We start from the raw sequence: 16,618 nt of genomic DNA, 5'->3' as shown, positions 1-16,618 counted from the left end.
GGTTCTGTGTCGCGACGTTCGTTCCCCCTTACCGCCGTTGAGGCCTTTATCGTCACCGGGCGGCATCTGAATCTGACCCATGCCGCCAAGGAGCTGTGCCTGACCCAGGGGGCAGTGAGCCGCAAGATCGCCGCCCTCGAAAGCTGGTTCGGCTTTCCGCTGTTTGAGCGTCACGCTCGCGGGCTGCGCCTCTCCTCCCAGGGCAGCGCCCTGCTGCCGGACCTGCGCGCCTCGTATGAACACCTGCTGACGGTAGCCGACCAGGCCCGCGCCCAGCAAACCGTGGTGCGCCTTAAAGTCCCCACCTGCGCCATGCGCTGGCTGGTGCCGCGGCTGCTGCAGGTGGAGCGCGAACAGCCCGAGCTGCAGATCGCCCTGACCACCACCAACGAACACAGCGTCAATTTCAAAACCGAATCCTATGATGCCGCCATCGTGTTTGGCACCCAGCTCAGCGCCGGGGATCTGCTGTTCGAGGAGGCGTTAACCCCGGTGGTCAGCCCCCTGCGCCAGGGCTCAGCGGTGGAGTCGCTGACTTTCCTGCACCCGACCCGGGATAAGACCGACTGGTCGCTGTGGCTGGAGAAACAGACCGCGCAGCCGCCTGTTATGCACAAAAATCAACACTTCGACACCATGGATCTGGCGATCACCGCCGCCATTCAGGGGCTTGGCGTGGCCATCGCCGACGAGACGCTGGTGGCCGAGGATATCCGCGCCGGGCGGCTGGTGCGGCCTTACGCCAGCAGCGTCAGAACCGGCGCCAGCTACCGGCTGGTGCTGCGGGAGTCGCGGGGCAAAGCGGCCGGGCTGGCCGCCTTTCGGGAGTGTCTGCTCAATCCAGACTGACGTGGTGCTTCATCACCCGTTTAAACAGCGCCATGCGGGCGCGCATAAAGCGGTTTTCAAGCTTAAATCCCGCATGTTTATTCACTCCAATGCGCAGCAGTACGTCCCGCCCGTGGTGACAGGCAGGCCAGCGCGTCGGGCCAGGCAACGTGTCGCACTGCCGGCTGGCATGGCGGGCGAAGTTGACCCAGTAATCGGCCACCTGGGCTGAAAACGCCAGGTCGTTATCATTCACGTAGCGCCGGGCGGGCTCGGCCAGGGTGAGCGTATCAAACACGTACGGCACCTCGTTGCCATGCCAGGCTCCGTTGACGTAGGTGGCATGCTCGGCTTCGGCCACATAGTCGAACCAGTAGCGCCAGCACGGCTGCCCTACCCGCCGCTGGGCCTGCATCACCACAAACCCCAGGGTGGTGAAGGCCATATCCCGGCACACCTGGCGGCCTAACTCGGCATCGTCCTTGATGCCGGGATAGAGCAGCTTGATCAGCCCCAGCCCCAGGCGTCGCTCCCGACGCAGCTTGTGGATCTGCCCCGCGAGATCGATACCAAACACCGCCATCACGCTGGCTTCATCGCTGTTGGAGCCCACCATGATCGGCACCGGATGGTGGCGGGCAGCAAAGAAGACCTCCAGCATCGGCTCCGGCAGGACGCAATCCCCGACGATGGGCGCGGGGGCCACGTTCAGCGGGGCCGTCAGTGGCCAGAACGCCTCGGGCGGGATCGCCCGCAGTTGCTCTGGGGTGGCATCTTCCAGCCCAAAATGGGCCGCCAGCGCCTCGCCTTTTTTAAGCGCCTGCTCCCGGGGGGTATCCGGCAGGGTGTACCCGCTCTGGATAATCGCCTTATGAAACAGCCCCTTTGCCAGCGGCGAGGCCAGCAGTGACAGCACGCTGCGTGCCCCGGCGGATTCACCAAACAGGGTGATGTTGTTCGGGTCGCCGCCAACCTGCGCAATGTTGTCTCGCACCCACTCCAGAGCGGCGATCTGATCGAGCAGAGCAAAGTTATGCACCACCCGATCCTCTTCCCCTGCCAGCGCCGGATGGGCGAAAAAGCCCAGATGGCCCAGCCGGTAGTTGAGCGTGACGATAATCGCCCCGCGCTGCGCCAGGGCTTTTCCGTCATAGGGCGGTAAGCCGCCTGCACCGATAGTAAACCCGCCGCCGTGCAGCCAGACCATCACCGGGAGAGGTTCCGGGCGCTGAACCGGCGACCAGAGGTTCAGGTAGAGGCAATCCTCCGAGAAGCGCCCCGGATCGCCCCCGCCCAGCTGCTGGCAGTACTCGCTGCTCTGCCAGCTCGACGGCGAAAAGGCGGTGGCCTGACGCACGCCCTGCCAGCTTGTAACCGGCTGCGGTGAACGCCAGCGCAGCGGGCCCACCGGCGGGGCGGCGTAGGGAATGGCGCGCCAGACCTGCACATCGCCGTCCGTGATGCCACAAAGCGCCCCCTGACGCGTGGTAATGATCGGGGATAAAGCGTTTTCCATACTGACCTTAAATGACTGTTCCATCCCCGCAGAGTACCGTTTTCAGAGCAAACCGCAACGCCGCTTGCTGCGCTCTTCCGCCTCCCGATAAAGGGTGAACTCATCCAGCACCGGACAGCCCAGGGCTTCCTCAAAGGCATCCCGGCTGGCGTTGCCGTGGGTGCGGGCCTGGGTCTCGTTGCCGAGGTTCGACTGGAAGATCCCGGCGGCGCTGACCGGGAGGAAATCTTCATAGGTGATGGGCTGCGCCACCACCCAGCCGCGCTCAATCAGCGGCTGCGGATCGTCCCCGGGGCCAAAGGAGTGACGGTGCGACTCCCCGGCCGGGGTCAGGCGGTAGCGGAACCATGCCAGACCCTGACGGCGCAGGAAGATATCGCTGTCAGGAAACGCCTGGAACACCTCCTGCAAATGCAGCTGGTGAGTCAGGTTGTCCTTGCCGGTTCCGGCTTCGTTAAGCAGGCGATCGTAGAGTTCGCGCCCTTTTGGGGTTAAGGCCACCCCGCGCTGTTCGATCTCCCCGAAGCGCGCGGTGTGAGTGCCCCGCTCCTCACCGGCAAACAGGACCGGCTCCTCCAGCGCCTTAAAGCTGGTCTGACGCAGCAGGAGCGGCATCTCCCGGCGTGGCGGCCCCTCAATCACCATCTTCGGCTCAATGCCGTACTCCGGCATCAGAGCCTGCACCCGGTCGATATCCAGGGTGCGCGGCGTGAGGTGGTTGATATGGCAGCCCGGGAAGCAGACCACGTCGGCAATCAGCCGGTGTTCGTTGTGCAGCGCCTGGTAGGTCTCATGATCGACCGTGGCATGACGATGCCAGCGGAAGGTCTCCAGCGCCTCCTGAACAAACTCCTCGGCCTGCGCCGGGGTGAATGCCCCTTCCGCTTCGTGCAGGTCAATCAGTTCCAGACAGCGGGGGGTGAATATATTGCGTTTAGCAAGGATCGCCGCCGCCTTCTCGCGCAGAGGGAGGTTATCAATCAGATCCAGGCGCAGCAGCGAGGTGAAGATGCGAAACGGATTGCGGCACAGGGCGGCATCGTCAACCGGACGAAACGCGGTGGAGTGGACCGGCACCCCGGCCTGCGAGAGGTCGTAATAGCTGACCGGGAACATCCCCATAATGGCGAACATCCGTCGCAGGGTCGACAGCTCCAGGGCCGTGCCGACACGGATCGCGCCGTGGCGTTCGAGGTTGAGGCGGGCCAGTTCATCCGCGTTGGCCAGTTGTTCATGCAGCTTCGGGTTGTTTTCCAGTACCGCCAGATTCACATCCGCCACCAGCTCCAGCAGCGTCCCGTACTGCGGAACTTCCTGCTGGTACATTGCCGACATCGCCTGTGAAAAGTGTTCCCGAATATCATCAGCCGTGATGTTGTTCGCCATGATGTAATGCCTCCAGTGAATATTACCTGGAGTGTAGAGAAGGCCATTGAGGCCGTCTGGAAGAATTTACGAATTGTGATCCAGGTGGAGAGGCGCTCATTTTATGACAAGCCGTGACGTGAAAGGATTCAGGCACCTGCACAGCGCTTTTCAGGCAGATCTAAAAAATGCTTGTTACTCAATTAGATTGAATGTTAATAATAATTTGCTAGCAGGTTATCAAAATTAAACAACTTTACTTGTCACCTCTCTGTCTCTGTTTTTAACATCGCCTATGGAAAAAAATGGTTTGTTTAGTCAGCGCATTCGTCTGCGCCATCTGCACACTTTTGTGGCCGTCGCTCAACAGGGAACGCTGGGGCGCGCGGCTGAAACTCTCAACCTGAGCCAGCCTGCGCTCTCAAAAACGCTGAACGAGCTGGAGCAACTGACCGGTACCCGCCTGTTCGACCGGGGACGACTGGGGGCACAGCTCACCCTGGTGGGCGAGCAGTTCCTGACCCACGCGGTGAAAGTCCTCGATGCGCTTAACACCGCAGGCCAGTCACTGACGAAGCGCAACGACGTGCCGGGCGATGTGGTGCGTATTGGTGCCCTCCCCACCGCGGCGCTGGGCATTCTGCCTGCGGTGATCGGCCAGTTCCATAAGCAGCAGCGCAATATCACGCTGCAGGTTGCCACCATGAATAACACCATGCTGCTGGCGGGGCTGAAGTCCGGGGAGCTGGATATCGGGATCGGCCGCATGTCGGACCCGGAGCTGATGAGCGGCCTCAACTATGAGCTGCTGTTCCTGGAATCCCTGAAGCTGGTGGTGCGCCCGCGCCATCCGATCCTCAATGATACCGTCACCCTCAGCCGGGTGATGGAGTGGCCGGTGGTGGTCTCCCCGAAAGGCACCGTTCCGCGCCAGACCGCAGAAACGCTGCTGCAAACCCAGGGGTGCAAGCTGCCGTCGGGCTGCATCGAAACCCTGTCGGCCTCCCTGTCGCGCCAGCTGACGGTGGATTATGACTACGTCTGGTTTGTTCCTTCCGGTGCGGTAAAAGAAGATCTGCGCCAGGGCACGCTGGTGGCGCTGCCGGTGACCACCTCCAGCCCCGGCGAACCCATTGGGGTATTAACCCGCGTGGAAGCCCCGCTCTCCACCGCCACCCAGACGCTGCTCAGCGCGATACGTAAATCCATGCCGGTTTAATCACACTTCCGCTCTGCCCGTCTTGATGACGGGCTTTTTGTCTCCGTTACTCAAATAATGCGAAATCATTCATTAACAATTGCGCTAAACAATTTAACAGATTTATCATACCCACCGAATTCACCAAATGGTTCATTCAAATAACGCAGCGGTGATTTCTCTGACGCAATAACCGCGTCATGTCCGACTTTTTCATCATGGATCTTATCTTCTGTTACCCATTTGGTTCAGGCCGGATTCTGCCTGTCCAGAGAAGACAAGATTATTTCAGGAGACAGAAATGGCTATTGGTAATTCGCTACGTGGGTTCCCCCGGATCCTGCTGTGGCTGCTGGTTGGTCTGATGACGCTCATCGGGCTGGCCGTCGGTGGGCTGGGCTTTAAGCTCGCCACCGTAGGAGGAAGCTGGTACTTCCTGATCATGGGCGTGGTGATGCTGATCGCCGCATTCCTCATTGCGCGTCACCGCGCCAGCGGCATCATCCTCTACGCGGTGGCCTTTATCGCCTCTGCGATCTGGGCCGTCAGCGACGCGGGCTGGGATTTCTGGCCGCTGTTCTCGCGCCTGTTCACCTTTGCGGTACTGGCCTTCCTCGCCGCCCTCGTCTGGCCGTTCCTGCGTGGCGCGGGTCAGCCGGTCAATAAGGCCCCGGCGTTCGGCATTGCTGCCGTACTTGCGGTGGCGATGCTGGTGAGTTTCGGCTGGATGTTTAAGCCGCAAACCCTGGTTGCCGCTAACGAACCTGTCCCGGTTAAACCGGTGGCCGAAGGTCAGCAGCAGAAGAACTGGGAGCACTGGGGTAACACCACCCACGGCGACCGTTTTGCCGCGCTGGACCAGATTAACAAGCAGAACGTTAACGATCTGAAAGTGGCCTGGGTTGCCCATACCGGCGACATCCCGCAGAGCAACGGCTCCGGCGCGGAAGACCAGAACACCCCGCTGCAGATTGGCGACACGCTGTATGTCTGTACTCCGTACAGCAAGGTTCTGGCGCTGGACGTGGACTCCGGGAAAGAGAAGTGGCGTTATGATTCGAAAGCCACCGCGCCAAACTGGCAGCGCTGCCGTGGCCTGGGCTATTTCGAAGACACCACCAGCGTGACAACGTCACCAACCGCGACCCAGCCTGCCGCCTGTGCGCGCCGTCTGTTCCTGCCGACCACCGACGCTCGTCTGATTGCGCTTAACGCCGACAACGGCAAGCTGTGCGAAGACTTTGGCGACCACGGTGTGGTTGACCTGAGCGTGGGCATGGGCGAAGTGAAGCCGGGCTACTATCAGCAGACCTCCACCCCACTGGTAGCGGGCAACGTGGTAGTGGTAGGCGGCCGCGTGGCGGATAACTTCTCCACCGGCGAACCGCCGGGCGTGGTACGTGCCTATGACGTGCGCACCGGGAAACTGGCCTGGGCCTGGGATCCGGGCAACCCGAACCTCACCGGCCTGCCGCCGGAAGGCCAGATCTACACCCGCGGGACGCCGAACGTCTGGTCAGCGATGTCCTATGACGCGAAGCTGAACCTGATCTACCTCCCGACCGGTAACGCCACCCCGGACTTCTGGGCCGGTGAACGTACCGAACTGGACGACAAATACAGCTCCTCGATTGTGGCGGTGGATGCGGCTACCGGTCAGGTACGCTGGCACTTCCAGACCACCCACCACGATCTGTGGGACTTCGACCTGCCTTCCCAGCCGCTGCTGTACGATCTGCCGGATGACAAAGGCGGTACCACGCCGGTGCTGGTGCAGACCAGCAAGCAGGGCATGATCTTTATGCTTAACCGCGAAACCGGCGAGCCGGTCGCGAAAGTGGAAGAGCGCCCGGTGCCTGCCGGGAATGTCGAGGGCGAGCGTTACTCGCCGACCCAGCCGTACTCGGTGGGTATGCCGATGATTGGCAACCAGACCCTGAAAGAGTCGGATATGTGGGGCGCGACGCCGGTTGATCTGCTGCTGTGCCGCATTCAGTTTAAAGAGATGCGTCATCAGGGCGTCTTTACCCCGCCGGGTCTGGATCGCTCCCTGCAGTTCCCGGGCTCGCTGGGCGGGATGAACTGGGGCAGCGTCTCCGTTGACCCGAACAACAGCCTGATGTTCGTTAACGATATGCGTCTGGGGCTGGCGAACTACATGGTGCCGCGCGCCAATGTGGCTAAAAACGCCAGCGGGATTGAGATGGGGATTGTGCCAATGGACGGGACCCCGTTCGGTGCCATGCGCGAGCGTTTCCTGTCGCCGCTGGGCATTCCGTGCCAGAAACCGCCGTTCGGCACCATGTCAGCCGTGGATCTGAAGTCCGGCAAACTGGTGTGGCAGGTGCCGGTGGGCACCGTGGAAGATACCGGCCCGCTGGGGATCCGCATGCATATGCCAATCCCGATCGGCATGCCGACCCTGGGCGCGTCGCTCTCCACCCAGTCCGGCCTGCTGTTCTTCGCCGGGACTCAGGACTTCTACCTGCGCGCGTTCGATACCGCCAACGGGAAAGAGATCTGGAAAGACCGTCTGCCGGTAGGCAGCCAGTCCGGCCCGATGACCTACGTGTCACCGAAAACCGGGAAGCAGTACATCATCATCAATGCGGGTGGCGCACGTCAGTCACCGGATCGCGGGGATTACATCATCGCGTACGCTTTGCCTGATAAGCAGTAATAACCCAGCCGGCCACCCTGTGTGGCCGGTTTTTTTTGTCTTTATGGCATGCCGGATAAGGCATTCTGCACCCAGGTCGCCGTCTTGCCGCCCTGGTAATTGACCACCCAACTCTGTCTGACGCCGGCTGGCCAGCAGCTGCGCATCACCGCCCGCTTCGTCTCGTCGAAGAAGGGTTTATCCCCTGCCGCCTCGTAGTCCGCCGCACGGCCATTCAGCTTGACGTTAAAGGACACCGTGACTCTGCCGGAGTAGTTCTGCGCCGCCGCCTGCTCGGGATAGCGCGGCTGTACGCGGTATACGTCGCCGTCGCAGTCTGCCTGGCCGCTCTCCGCAGCCGACGTGCTGCCTCCTACCGGAAAAGAGAGGCCGACCCCCACGCCGCTGCTGCCACCGCCAATTCCGACACCGCCAATCCCCACGCTGCCGCCGGACGCACACCCGGCCAGTAACCCTGCGGCGCACACTACCTGCATAAATTGTTTCATCATCCTGTTCCTCATCAGCCCTTACAACCAGCATAGCGGGGAATAAAAAAGGGTTCATGTCGAAACATGAACCCTTTTTTGCCCGGCAGCGCTTCGCTTGCACGGGCCTACGGATTTGTAGGCCGGGTAAGCGCAGCGCCACCCGGCAGGATACGGGTGAGGATCAGAAGGTTTCCCAGTTATCGCCATCCACAACCGCCGGACGCAGCGGTGCGGCAGGCGTGGCCGGAGCGGCTTTGTTGCTGCTGCGGGCCTGGGTCATGCCGTGCAGACGGAAGGTGCCGACCGCTTCGGTCAGACGGGCAGCCTGATCTTCCAGCGAGGCCGCTGCGGCAGAGGCCTCTTCCACCAGCGAGGCGTTCTGCTGGGTCACTTTATCCATCTCCGAGATCGCCTGGCTGACCTGCACGATGCCACGGCTCTGCTCGTCAGAGGCGGCGGCAATCTCCAGCATGATGTCAGTAACGCGTTTAACCGCTTCCACGATCTCATTCATGGTATTCCCTGCGGCAACCACCTCACCGGAGCCCTGGTCAATCAGCGTCACCGATTCGTTGATCAGCCCTTCAATCTCTTTCGCGGCGTTGGCGCTGCGGCTGGCCAGGGTCCGGACTTCGCTGGCGACCACGGCAAACCCGCGCCCCTGCTCACCGGCGCGGGCGGCTTCCACCGCGGCGTTCAGCGCCAGGATATTGGTCTGGAAGGCGATGCTGTTTATTACCGCGGTGATTTCAGAGATTTTCTTCGAGCTGCTGGAGATATTCCCCATGGTTTTCACCACCCCGGAGACCATCTGGCCGCCACGGCTGGCTTTACCGGAGGCATCTTCCGCCAGTTTGCTGGCGTGATGAGCGTTATCGGCGTTCTGCTTCACGGTGGCGGTCAGCTGTTCCATGCTGGCAGCCGTCTGCTCAATGGCGGCGGCCTGCTGTTCGGTGCGGGATGAGAGGTCGGTGTTACCGGCAGAGATTTCGCTGGTGCCGCGATAGATCTCTTCCGCACCCTGACGCACCGTGCCTACGGTGCCCACCAGCGAGCGCTGCATGGTTTGCAGGTCGTGGGTCAGACGGCCAATTTCGCTGCGTCCGGTCAGATCTTCGGCGAGGGTCAGGTCGCCTTTGGCGATATGGGCAATACGGTTCGCCGCGCGCTGTAGCGGATTAATCACCGTGCGACGCAGCACCACAAAGGTGATTACCGTCAGCACCAGCGCCAGGCCAAAGGCACCGATCATAAACATCAGCCCGAGCTGGGTGCGGGTATGCGCCTGTTCGGTCAGCATATTGGCGCGGTCGGTACGGATCTTGATCGCCTTCAGCAGCACGTCGTTATAGGCGTCATCCAGCGGACGTGCGGTCTCATTTTCATGGTTGATGATGGCTTCAAACATGCCGTTTTTGGCATATTTCAGCATCGGCTGCATGCCATCAATGTAGGCCTGATAGTTTGACTTCAGCTCGCCATCCAGCGCTTCGTCTGCCGGGGTACGAACGTTACGGTTCATATAGATAGCGAAGCTGTCCTGAGACTGTTTGATACGCTGTTCGGCTTCCGCGATGTTCTTTTTCATCGCGTCCATTTCGGCAATACGGCTGGCGGCACCCGCGTGGATCATGTTGATACGCGCCGTGCGCAGATGGTTAGAACTGTTTGATAGCCCGGTACGCACCTGGATTTCAGCGGTGACATCCTGCTGATCGTTGTCAGCCTGCAACAGAAAATAACCTGCCAGCCCGGCGCTCAGGGCAAACAGCAGAATAATACCACCCAAAATCGAGGAGAAAAGTGGAAGCAGCCTGATGTGATGCAGGAAGCCAAGCTTATGTTGCGCCCGAACTGTTGTTGTTGTGTCCATAGCCGTTGACTCTCTCATAGGTAAGATGCGTGGAAACACGCCTGTAAAATAGTCATCGGCACTACACTGAATTTGATTACGGCTAAAATCGCAACACGGGTCACACTTTCGTAATGATTTTCAACGAAATGTCTCTCCCGCAGCGCCTTACGGGCCGCGGGAGAGATTATTGATTAGTTATCGCCGAAATGGATAACGGTGCGGATGGATTTCCCTTCGTGCATCAGGTCGAAGGCTTCGTTGATCTGCTCCAGCGGCAGACGGTGGGTAATGAACGGATCGAGCTGAATTTTGCCCGCCATGGCGTCCTCGACCATGCCCGGCAGCTGGGTGCGGCCTTTGACGCCGCCAAAGGCGGAACCGCGCCATACGCGACCGGTGACCAACTGGAACGGACGGGTTTTGATCTCCTGCCCGGCCCCGGCTACGCCGATGATCACGCTTTCGCCCCAGCCCTTGTGGCAGCACTCCAGCGCCGCGCGCATCACGTTGACATTACCAATGCACTCAAAGCTGAAGTCCACGCCGCCGTCGGTGAGTTCAACGATCACGTCCTGCACCGGCTTGTCGTAGTCGTTCGGGTTGATGAAATCGGTCGCGCCCATCTCACCGGCCAGCTTGAATTTTTCCGGGTTGGTATCCACCGCCAGAATACGACCGGCTTTCGCCTGCACCGCGCCCTGGATAACCGCCAGACCGATCCCGCCCAGACCGAATACCGCCACGGTATCGCCCTCTTTCACTTTGGCGGTGTTGTGTACTGCACCAATGCCAGTGGTCACGCCGCAGCCCAGCAGACAGACTTTATCCAGCGGCGCCTGCGGGTTCACCTTCGCCAGGGAGATTTCGGCGCAGACGGTGTATTCGCTGAAGGTGCTGGTGCCCATGTAGTGGTAGATCGGCTCGCCGTTGTAAGAGAAACGGGTGGTGCCGTCCGGCATCAGGCCTTTGCCCTGAGTGGCGCGAACCGCCTGGCAGAGGTTGGTTTTACCGGATTTACAGAACTTACACTCGCGACACTCTGCGGTGTACAGCGGAATGACGTGATCGCCCGGCTGCAGGCTGGTGACGCCCTCACCCACTTCCACCACCACGCCGCCGCCCTCATGGCCGAGCACCGCCGGGAAAACGCCTTCCGGATCGTCACCCGACAGAGTAAACGCGTCGGTGTGGCACACGCCGGTGTGGGTGATTTTGACCAGCACTTCACCTTTCTTTGGTGGTGCCACGTCAATTTCAACAATTTTCAGCGGCTGGCCTGGGCCAAATGCAACAGCAGCACGTGATTTCATCTTGCTTTCCTTTTAGTGATGTCAGGTTTTTATTTTAGATAAGAGCGCAGCAAATGACCGACTTCTGCCATTCTGACGGCCCGCTGATCGGCGGTGGTCTCGCCGGTCACCAGCTCATCTTTGAGGTGAATTTCAACCATCTCGCCCATCAACCCGTTAGCCGCCCCGCGCACCGCGGCGATCTGCTGCAGGATGGCGAGACAGGGTTCGCCGGACTCGAGCGCCCGCTCCAGGGCATCGACCTGCCCGCGAATGCGGCGCACACGGGTCAGAACGCGTTTTTTATCTTCGGGGGAATGTGGCATGGGAGGAGCTCCTGGATACTGTAGGGGGGTATACTATTTGATTTTATGGCGGGCTGTAAACGGCAATGTTTATGGGGGTTCAGGACAGGCGATCTGGCTGCCCTTATCAAGGGCAGTCAGAACGAACTATTTCAGGTATGAGTAATCTGGATGCGGAGGTGACTGGCGGGCAGTGAGCAGGGTTTAGATATCATCCCGGGTGAAACCGACAACGATCTCCAGGGTATTGCGGATCACCTCGGCAGCCGCGTGATCCGTCGTTACTTCAAGCGCATGAATCAACTGAAGAATAATCTCTTTATTAGTCAGATTATCTCCACTGAGCAAGATGCATCTGATGGCGGAACCTAATACGGCACACTCCTCAGGCATGGCAGCGCCTGCGGAATGAAACCAGGATGCCAACGACCGATCGTGTAGGGCATTGAAATGCTGTGTGTGCTGAGTAATGTTGGCTTTCATATCGTCCACTCAAAAATATTAATGTTTCTTAATGGTATTGTGATTGTCACTGCGCTTGAAAAGACGGTGCATATAATCGATGTTGTAATTCCCTCGTAGCTGTGAATGCTCTCCAGCATTGGTTTCAATCCGTTGTTCTATCTCCACAACCGCCACAGAAAGCGCGCTTCGTCTTTCCGCGTCCTGCTCGGTACTGGCCATATTTTTCAGTTTGACTGCCAGTGTCCTGAAGTTTATTGCACCTTTCTCTTTCAAAATTAACAGCACAGCTTCGCCAATAAGGTCGTCTTTCAGTTTTTCAAGTCTCGTTCTATGCATAACCGTTCTCACACTGCTGTCGGTAGCCAGCATCTTGCTATATCGACTGTCTGAAACGATGGACGCGCTCGACTTATTCGCGTTCAAAGAACAGCGCAATAAGTTCGTTATAGTGAGCAATTTCTGCTTCATCATCGGTCTGTTCAACACGACGCAGTAGTTTGGTACAGATAGCCAGTCGGCTCAGATTACGCCCCTCTTTCAGGATCTCTCCCACAATTAAACCCAGCGTCTCCTGCTGGCTACGCAGGCTGGCCTTGTTGAAATAAGCCGCAATTGTCTGGGCTGACCCCTGGTGCGAACTGTTCCCTCGCATACATGCTCCGTGATGATATAAGTGAGTTAAAGATATGCTAAAAAAATATACTAAAACGTCATACTTGTACACACGCATTGTACAACTTGTTTAATATTTTTGAATTTTAAACACACAATTTTAAGCATCTTGTTTAATATCAATGGTATATATTATTTGTGGCGAGGTAAAAATAATTTCCCGGCGCTGTACAGGTCATTGATTAGTGAAATTTTAGTATTTGAGAAAAAGCGGGGAGAGAGGATGAGAATATATTCTTGCGCCTGACCTTCGCTATATATGGCGATACACCCTTGCCAGGCGCAATACTCTGTCTTATACCGGCTTAATATTCTGGTTCATCCGGAACAGATTTGTCGGGTCGTACTTACTTTTCAGCTCCACCAGTCGGTTCCAGGTCGCCCCATAGGCGAAGGCGATGCGGTCGGTCTCCTCCTGCGTGAGGAAGTTAATATATGCTCCGCAGCTGGCAAAAGGCTGTGACCTGGCAAAGAACTCCCGGGCCCAGGCGATGCAGCGCTCATCCTCGGCGGCGGTTTCCCAGCGGCCGTGCACGTTCATCACGTAATTCGCATCCCGGCTGGAGTAAGCCATGGCCTCGGGCGCGACGCGGGTCGTCTGGCCGCCAATGGTCCCGATGAAGATTTCGCAGTGCGGTGACGGCAGTCGGGCCGCATAGTCGATGATGGCCTCGATCACCCCATCGCTGATTTGCGCGAAGTTGTGCGACTTCCAGTAGTTGCGCGCCCCTTTCGCCAGCAGCGGATCGAAGGCCTGCTGCCACGCCGTATAGGGCTGGACGCCGACGTGCTCGCCGAGCACCGTGCCGAACTCACGCAGCGGCGCGATCAGCCTTTCGCCCTCTTCCGGATCGCCCACATAGCACAGGGCCAGGGCGATCATCTCCCTGCCGTGCACCTCTGCGGGCAGGAACGGCAGCGGCGGTGCCTTGCGGGTCACCATCCAGACGTTCAGCTCCTCCGGCATGGTTTCGGTGAAGCGGGCGAACTGCGTAATCACCGCTTTGGCCTGCTCAAACGGAAAGACGATCAGCCCGCTCAGCACGTTCGGCCCGACGGGATGAAGCTGGAAGTCGAAACGCGTCACCACCCCGAAGTTGCCACCGCCGCCCCGCAGCCCCCAGAAGAGATCCGCGTTTTCCGCTTCGCTGGCGTTCAGCTGCTGGCCGTCGGCGGTAATGACTTCGGCTGAGAGCAGATTGTCGATGGTCATGCCGTACTTGCGGCTCAGCCAGCCGAACCCGCCGCCGAGCGTCAGGCCCGCCACGCCGGTGGTCGAGTTAATGCCCAGCGGCGTGGCGAGACCATGGGCCTGCACCACCTGGTCAAAGTCGCCCAGGGTGCAGCCGGGCCCGACGCTGGCGGTGCGGGTGGTCACATCCACCTGCACGTCCTTCATCAGCGACAGGTCGATCATCAGGCCGTCGTCGCAGACGGCGTTGCCCGCGATGTTGTGCCCGCCCCCGCGAACAGAAATAAGGAGATGGTGCGTGCGACCAAACTGGACGGCGCGGATAACATCTTCGGTTGACGTGCAGCGTGCGATTAACGCGGGTTTGCGGTCGATCATGGCATTCCAGATCTGGCGCACCTCGTCGTACCCGGCATCGTCCGGAAGAAGCACTTCCCCCTGGAAGTGCCGTTTAAATTCGTCGATATTGCCCTTCATGATTATCCCCTGGTGTTATTTAACCCTACTAATTATGGTGGGTTTTTGCGCACCCTGGCAGGTTAATTCACCCTTCTCTGCGTCTCCTTAAGTAAAACATTTTCAGCATAACCTTAAGGCAGCGCCGACGGGGATCGACCAGACTTAACCTTTTTGTTTATAAGGATGCCACGCGATGAGACGTCTGGTGATGTCGATCTTCTCCAGCCCGGAGTCCTTGCTGCAGGTGATGAGTCAGCAGGAAATTATTGAAGCCGTCGAGGACGGAGACCGCATTATTATCGATCAGGACGGCAACGCCTCGGTCAATTACAAAAGCAAAGAGGTGCGACAGGACTTTCTGCGCCACGTTAACGCGCTGAAGAGGGCCTGAGATGGGAACCGCGATATTTATGGTGCTGATGGTGTGCGGATACTGGTACACCAGCCGCGACCTCTCCACCCGCTTTAAAATCAAGCGTTCCTTTGGCTGGGATGTCTATTTCCTGGTGGCGCTGTACGGCTGTATCTTCGTGTTGCAGGGGGTGATCGCCACCGGCCTGCTGTGGCTGCTGCTGCTCGGATTGTCTTATGCGGCCAATACGTTCCACTTAACCGCCCAGGCCAACGCCAACTGGCAAGTGGATTTCATGAACTGGAGCTTTCTCGGCATTCAGGCCCCGGTGGTGGTGATGCTGGCTTTTGCCATCCTCTTTTGCCTGTATCGCTCAAACTGGGCGGGCAGCGCCAGGCTGGACGGTGAAGGCCGCAAGCAGCTATATAAGCGACTGTCGCAATCCAGCGGTATCGAGCAGCTGCTGTATCAATGCATGGAGGAAGGCGAGCTGGCGCTGGTGACCCTGAAGTCGCGGCGCATTTATGTCGGCATGATCCATACCGCGACCCTGGAATATGAGAAGACGGCCAACATCGTGCTGATCCCGATGCTCAGCGGCTATCGTGATGGCACCACGCTCAACCTGTGCATTGAGCACAACTACAGCAAGTGGTATGCCGATCATGACATCACTCTCGATTCGCAGCCGAGAAGCGCGATGGCCTTCCGAAAGGTGATAATGCTCGATCAAATTGAAAGTCTTTCACTCTTCGATCCCGCCAGCGCCAGCGCGCTGGATCTGGAGCAGCGTGCTGAGAAAATTGACTCATCGCTGTAACGATCATGAAGAAGGTTCATGTTGTAGTGAAATTTAGTCGCTTTCACTCGTCCAGGGGCTCTGGCATAAAAGATGCATTAACGTATCAGCAACATAAAGACGGAAATGATAACGCTTCCGTCTTTATGCCAGCGCTCAGGAAGTGAGATGACGATGAATAAAGACTTTACCTTTACGATCAAACGCAGCCGTTTCGACGAGAATTATAACCCCTCTGAAAACACGCGTATTACCACTAACTTTGCCAATCTGGCCCGCGGCGATAACCGCCAGCAGAACCTGCGTAATACGTTAGTGATGATCGACAACCGATTCAACGCCCTGGCGCACTGGGATAACCCCAAAGGCGATCGTTACACCGTTGAGCTGGATATTATCTCTGTTGAGATGAATATTGAGGCGGAAGATAACCGCTTCACCTTCCCGGCCATTGAAATACTGAAAACCACTATTGTTGATAAACAGACCAACGAGCGCATCGAAGGGATTGTCGGGAATAACTTCTCTTCCTACGTGCGGGATTATGATTTCAGCGTATTGCTGCCGGATCACAATAAAGCTCAGGCTGAGTTCAGCATTCCGCAGGATTTTGGCGCATTACACGGCAATATCTTCAAACACTTTGTGAACTCCGAAGCGTACCAGCAGAACTTCAGCAAGCCGCCGGTGATCTGCCTCAGCGTCTCCAATAAAAATGTCTATCAGCGCATCGGGAATGAACATCCGGTATTAGGCATCGAATACCAGCAGCAGGGATCGTCGCTGACCGAAGCCTACTTCAAAAAAATGGGCCTGCAGGTTCGCTACTTTATGCCGCCAAACAGCGCTGCGCCGCTGGCGTTCTTTTTCATCGGCGATTTACTGAATGACTACAGCTTTATTGAGCTGATCGGCACCATCAGTACCATGGAGACGTTCCAGAAAATTTATCGCCCTGAAATTTACAACGCCAACTCGGTCGCCGGGCAACACTATCAGCCCAGCCTGACGAACCAGGATCACTCCCTGACCAAAATTGTTTACGATCGCGAAGAGCGTAGCCAGTTAGCCATTGAGCAGGGGAAGTTTACCGAGAAACACTTCATCAAACCGTACAAGAATATTCTTGAGCAATGGTCTGCTCAGTACGCGTTCTGATTAATTAAAACTATA

At 58.2% G+C, this 16,618-nt stretch carries 16 protein-coding genes; 6 read left to right on the top strand and 10 right to left on the bottom strand.

Annotated elements, in window-relative coordinates; translation table 11 throughout:
- Nucleotides 1–6 precede the first annotated feature (6 nt).
- A complete protein-coding gene (locus tag WFO70_RS05050; protein WP_337014942.1) occupies nucleotides 7–849 on the top strand; it encodes a LysR substrate-binding domain-containing protein in 843 nt (280 codons plus the stop codon).
- Here the strand turns inward: WFO70_RS05050 and WFO70_RS05045 are convergent.
- The gene (locus WFO70_RS05045) at nucleotides 836–2,344 is read right to left on the bottom strand and encodes a carboxylesterase/lipase family protein (RefSeq protein ID WP_337016615.1); all 1,509 of its coding nucleotides are present in this window, start codon (nucleotides 2,342–2,344) and stop codon (nucleotides 836–838) included. The two genes, WFO70_RS05050 and WFO70_RS05045, sit on opposite strands and share 14 nt — an antisense overlap.
- 42 nt (nucleotides 2,345–2,386) lie before the next feature.
- Complete coding sequence (hglS, locus tag WFO70_RS05040) at nucleotides 2,387–3,730, bottom strand: 2-oxoadipate dioxygenase/decarboxylase HglS (RefSeq protein ID WP_337014941.1); 1,344 nt, start codon at nucleotides 3,728–3,730, stop codon at nucleotides 2,387–2,389.
- A gap of 274 nt (nucleotides 3,731–4,004) precedes the next feature.
- Between hglS and WFO70_RS05035 the strand changes: the two genes are divergently transcribed.
- Nucleotides 4,005–4,928, top strand: coding sequence for a LysR substrate-binding domain-containing protein (locus tag WFO70_RS05035; protein ID WP_337014940.1), 924 nt, complete (start codon nucleotides 4,005–4,007; stop codon nucleotides 4,926–4,928).
- A 280-nt stretch (nucleotides 4,929–5,208) separates the two neighbouring features.
- Nucleotides 5,209–7,587 carry a glucose/quinate/shikimate family membrane-bound PQQ-dependent dehydrogenase gene (locus WFO70_RS05030; RefSeq protein WP_337014938.1) on the top strand — a complete coding sequence of 793 codons (2,379 nt, stop codon included), beginning with the start codon at nucleotides 5,209–5,211 and terminating at the stop codon, nucleotides 7,585–7,587.
- Between the two features lie 41 nt (nucleotides 7,588–7,628).
- Here WFO70_RS05030 and WFO70_RS05025 read toward each other — a convergent pair whose 3' ends face one another.
- From WFO70_RS05025 to WFO70_RS04990, 8 genes are all read right to left on the bottom strand, one after another.
- Nucleotides 7,629–8,078, bottom strand: a complete 450-nt coding sequence (locus tag WFO70_RS05025) for an energy transducer TonB (RefSeq protein WP_337014936.1) — start codon at nucleotides 8,076–8,078, stop codon at nucleotides 7,629–7,631.
- A gap of 160 nt (nucleotides 8,079–8,238) precedes the next feature.
- Entirely contained in the window at nucleotides 8,239–9,930 is a 1,692-nt protein-coding gene (locus WFO70_RS05020) for a methyl-accepting chemotaxis protein (protein WP_337014935.1), read from the bottom strand.
- A 173-nt stretch (nucleotides 9,931–10,103) separates the two neighbouring features.
- Nucleotides 10,104–11,222 carry an S-(hydroxymethyl)glutathione dehydrogenase/class III alcohol dehydrogenase gene (locus WFO70_RS05015; RefSeq protein WP_156263865.1) on the bottom strand — a complete coding sequence of 373 codons (1,119 nt, stop codon included), beginning with the start codon at nucleotides 11,220–11,222 and terminating at the stop codon, nucleotides 10,104–10,106.
- A 29-nt stretch (nucleotides 11,223–11,251) separates the two neighbouring features.
- On the bottom strand, nucleotides 11,252–11,527 hold the full coding sequence (locus WFO70_RS05010; RefSeq protein WP_032610935.1) for a metal/formaldehyde-sensitive transcriptional repressor: 276 nt from the start codon (nucleotides 11,525–11,527) through the stop codon (nucleotides 11,252–11,254).
- A gap of 183 nt (nucleotides 11,528–11,710) precedes the next feature.
- Nucleotides 11,711–11,989 (bottom strand): biofilm development regulator YmgB/AriR family protein, encoded by a 279-nt coding sequence (locus WFO70_RS05005; RefSeq protein ID WP_337014934.1) that lies wholly within the window; start codon nucleotides 11,987–11,989, stop codon nucleotides 11,711–11,713.
- A gap of 18 nt (nucleotides 11,990–12,007) precedes the next feature.
- Nucleotides 12,008–12,340, bottom strand: coding sequence for a hypothetical protein (locus WFO70_RS05000; RefSeq protein WP_337014933.1), 333 nt, complete (start codon nucleotides 12,338–12,340; stop codon nucleotides 12,008–12,010).
- A gap of 40 nt (nucleotides 12,341–12,380) precedes the next feature.
- On the bottom strand, nucleotides 12,381–12,623 hold the full coding sequence (gene ycgZ / locus WFO70_RS04995) for a regulatory protein YcgZ (protein WP_337014931.1): 243 nt from the start codon (nucleotides 12,621–12,623) through the stop codon (nucleotides 12,381–12,383).
- A gap of 315 nt (nucleotides 12,624–12,938) precedes the next feature.
- On the bottom strand, nucleotides 12,939–14,312 hold the full coding sequence (locus tag WFO70_RS04990) for an FAD-binding oxidoreductase (protein ID WP_337014929.1): 1,374 nt from the start codon (nucleotides 14,310–14,312) through the stop codon (nucleotides 12,939–12,941).
- Between the two features lie 175 nt (nucleotides 14,313–14,487).
- Between WFO70_RS04990 and WFO70_RS04985 the strand changes: the two genes are divergently transcribed.
- From WFO70_RS04985 to WFO70_RS04975, 3 genes are all read left to right on the top strand, one after another.
- Complete coding sequence (locus tag WFO70_RS04985; RefSeq protein WP_142489601.1) at nucleotides 14,488–14,685, top strand: hypothetical protein; 198 nt, start codon at nucleotides 14,488–14,490, stop codon at nucleotides 14,683–14,685.
- A gap of 1 nt (nucleotide 14,686) precedes the next feature.
- The gene (locus tag WFO70_RS04980; protein ID WP_337014927.1) at nucleotides 14,687–15,466 is read left to right on the top strand and encodes a hypothetical protein; all 780 of its coding nucleotides are present in this window, start codon (nucleotides 14,687–14,689) and stop codon (nucleotides 15,464–15,466) included.
- Between the two features lie 153 nt (nucleotides 15,467–15,619).
- Nucleotides 15,620–16,603, top strand: coding sequence for a DUF1852 domain-containing protein (locus tag WFO70_RS04975; RefSeq protein ID WP_337016613.1), 984 nt, complete (start codon nucleotides 15,620–15,622; stop codon nucleotides 16,601–16,603).
- The last annotated feature ends 15 nt before the right edge of the window (nucleotides 16,604–16,618 follow it).

The sequence above is a fragment of the Leclercia sp. AS011 genome (assembly GCF_037152535.1).
Classification (GTDB): domain Bacteria; phylum Pseudomonadota; class Gammaproteobacteria; order Enterobacterales; family Enterobacteriaceae; genus Enterobacter.
The sequence above is the reverse complement of the archived record's forward strand: the minus strand, read 5'-3'. Positions and strand labels throughout refer to the sequence as shown.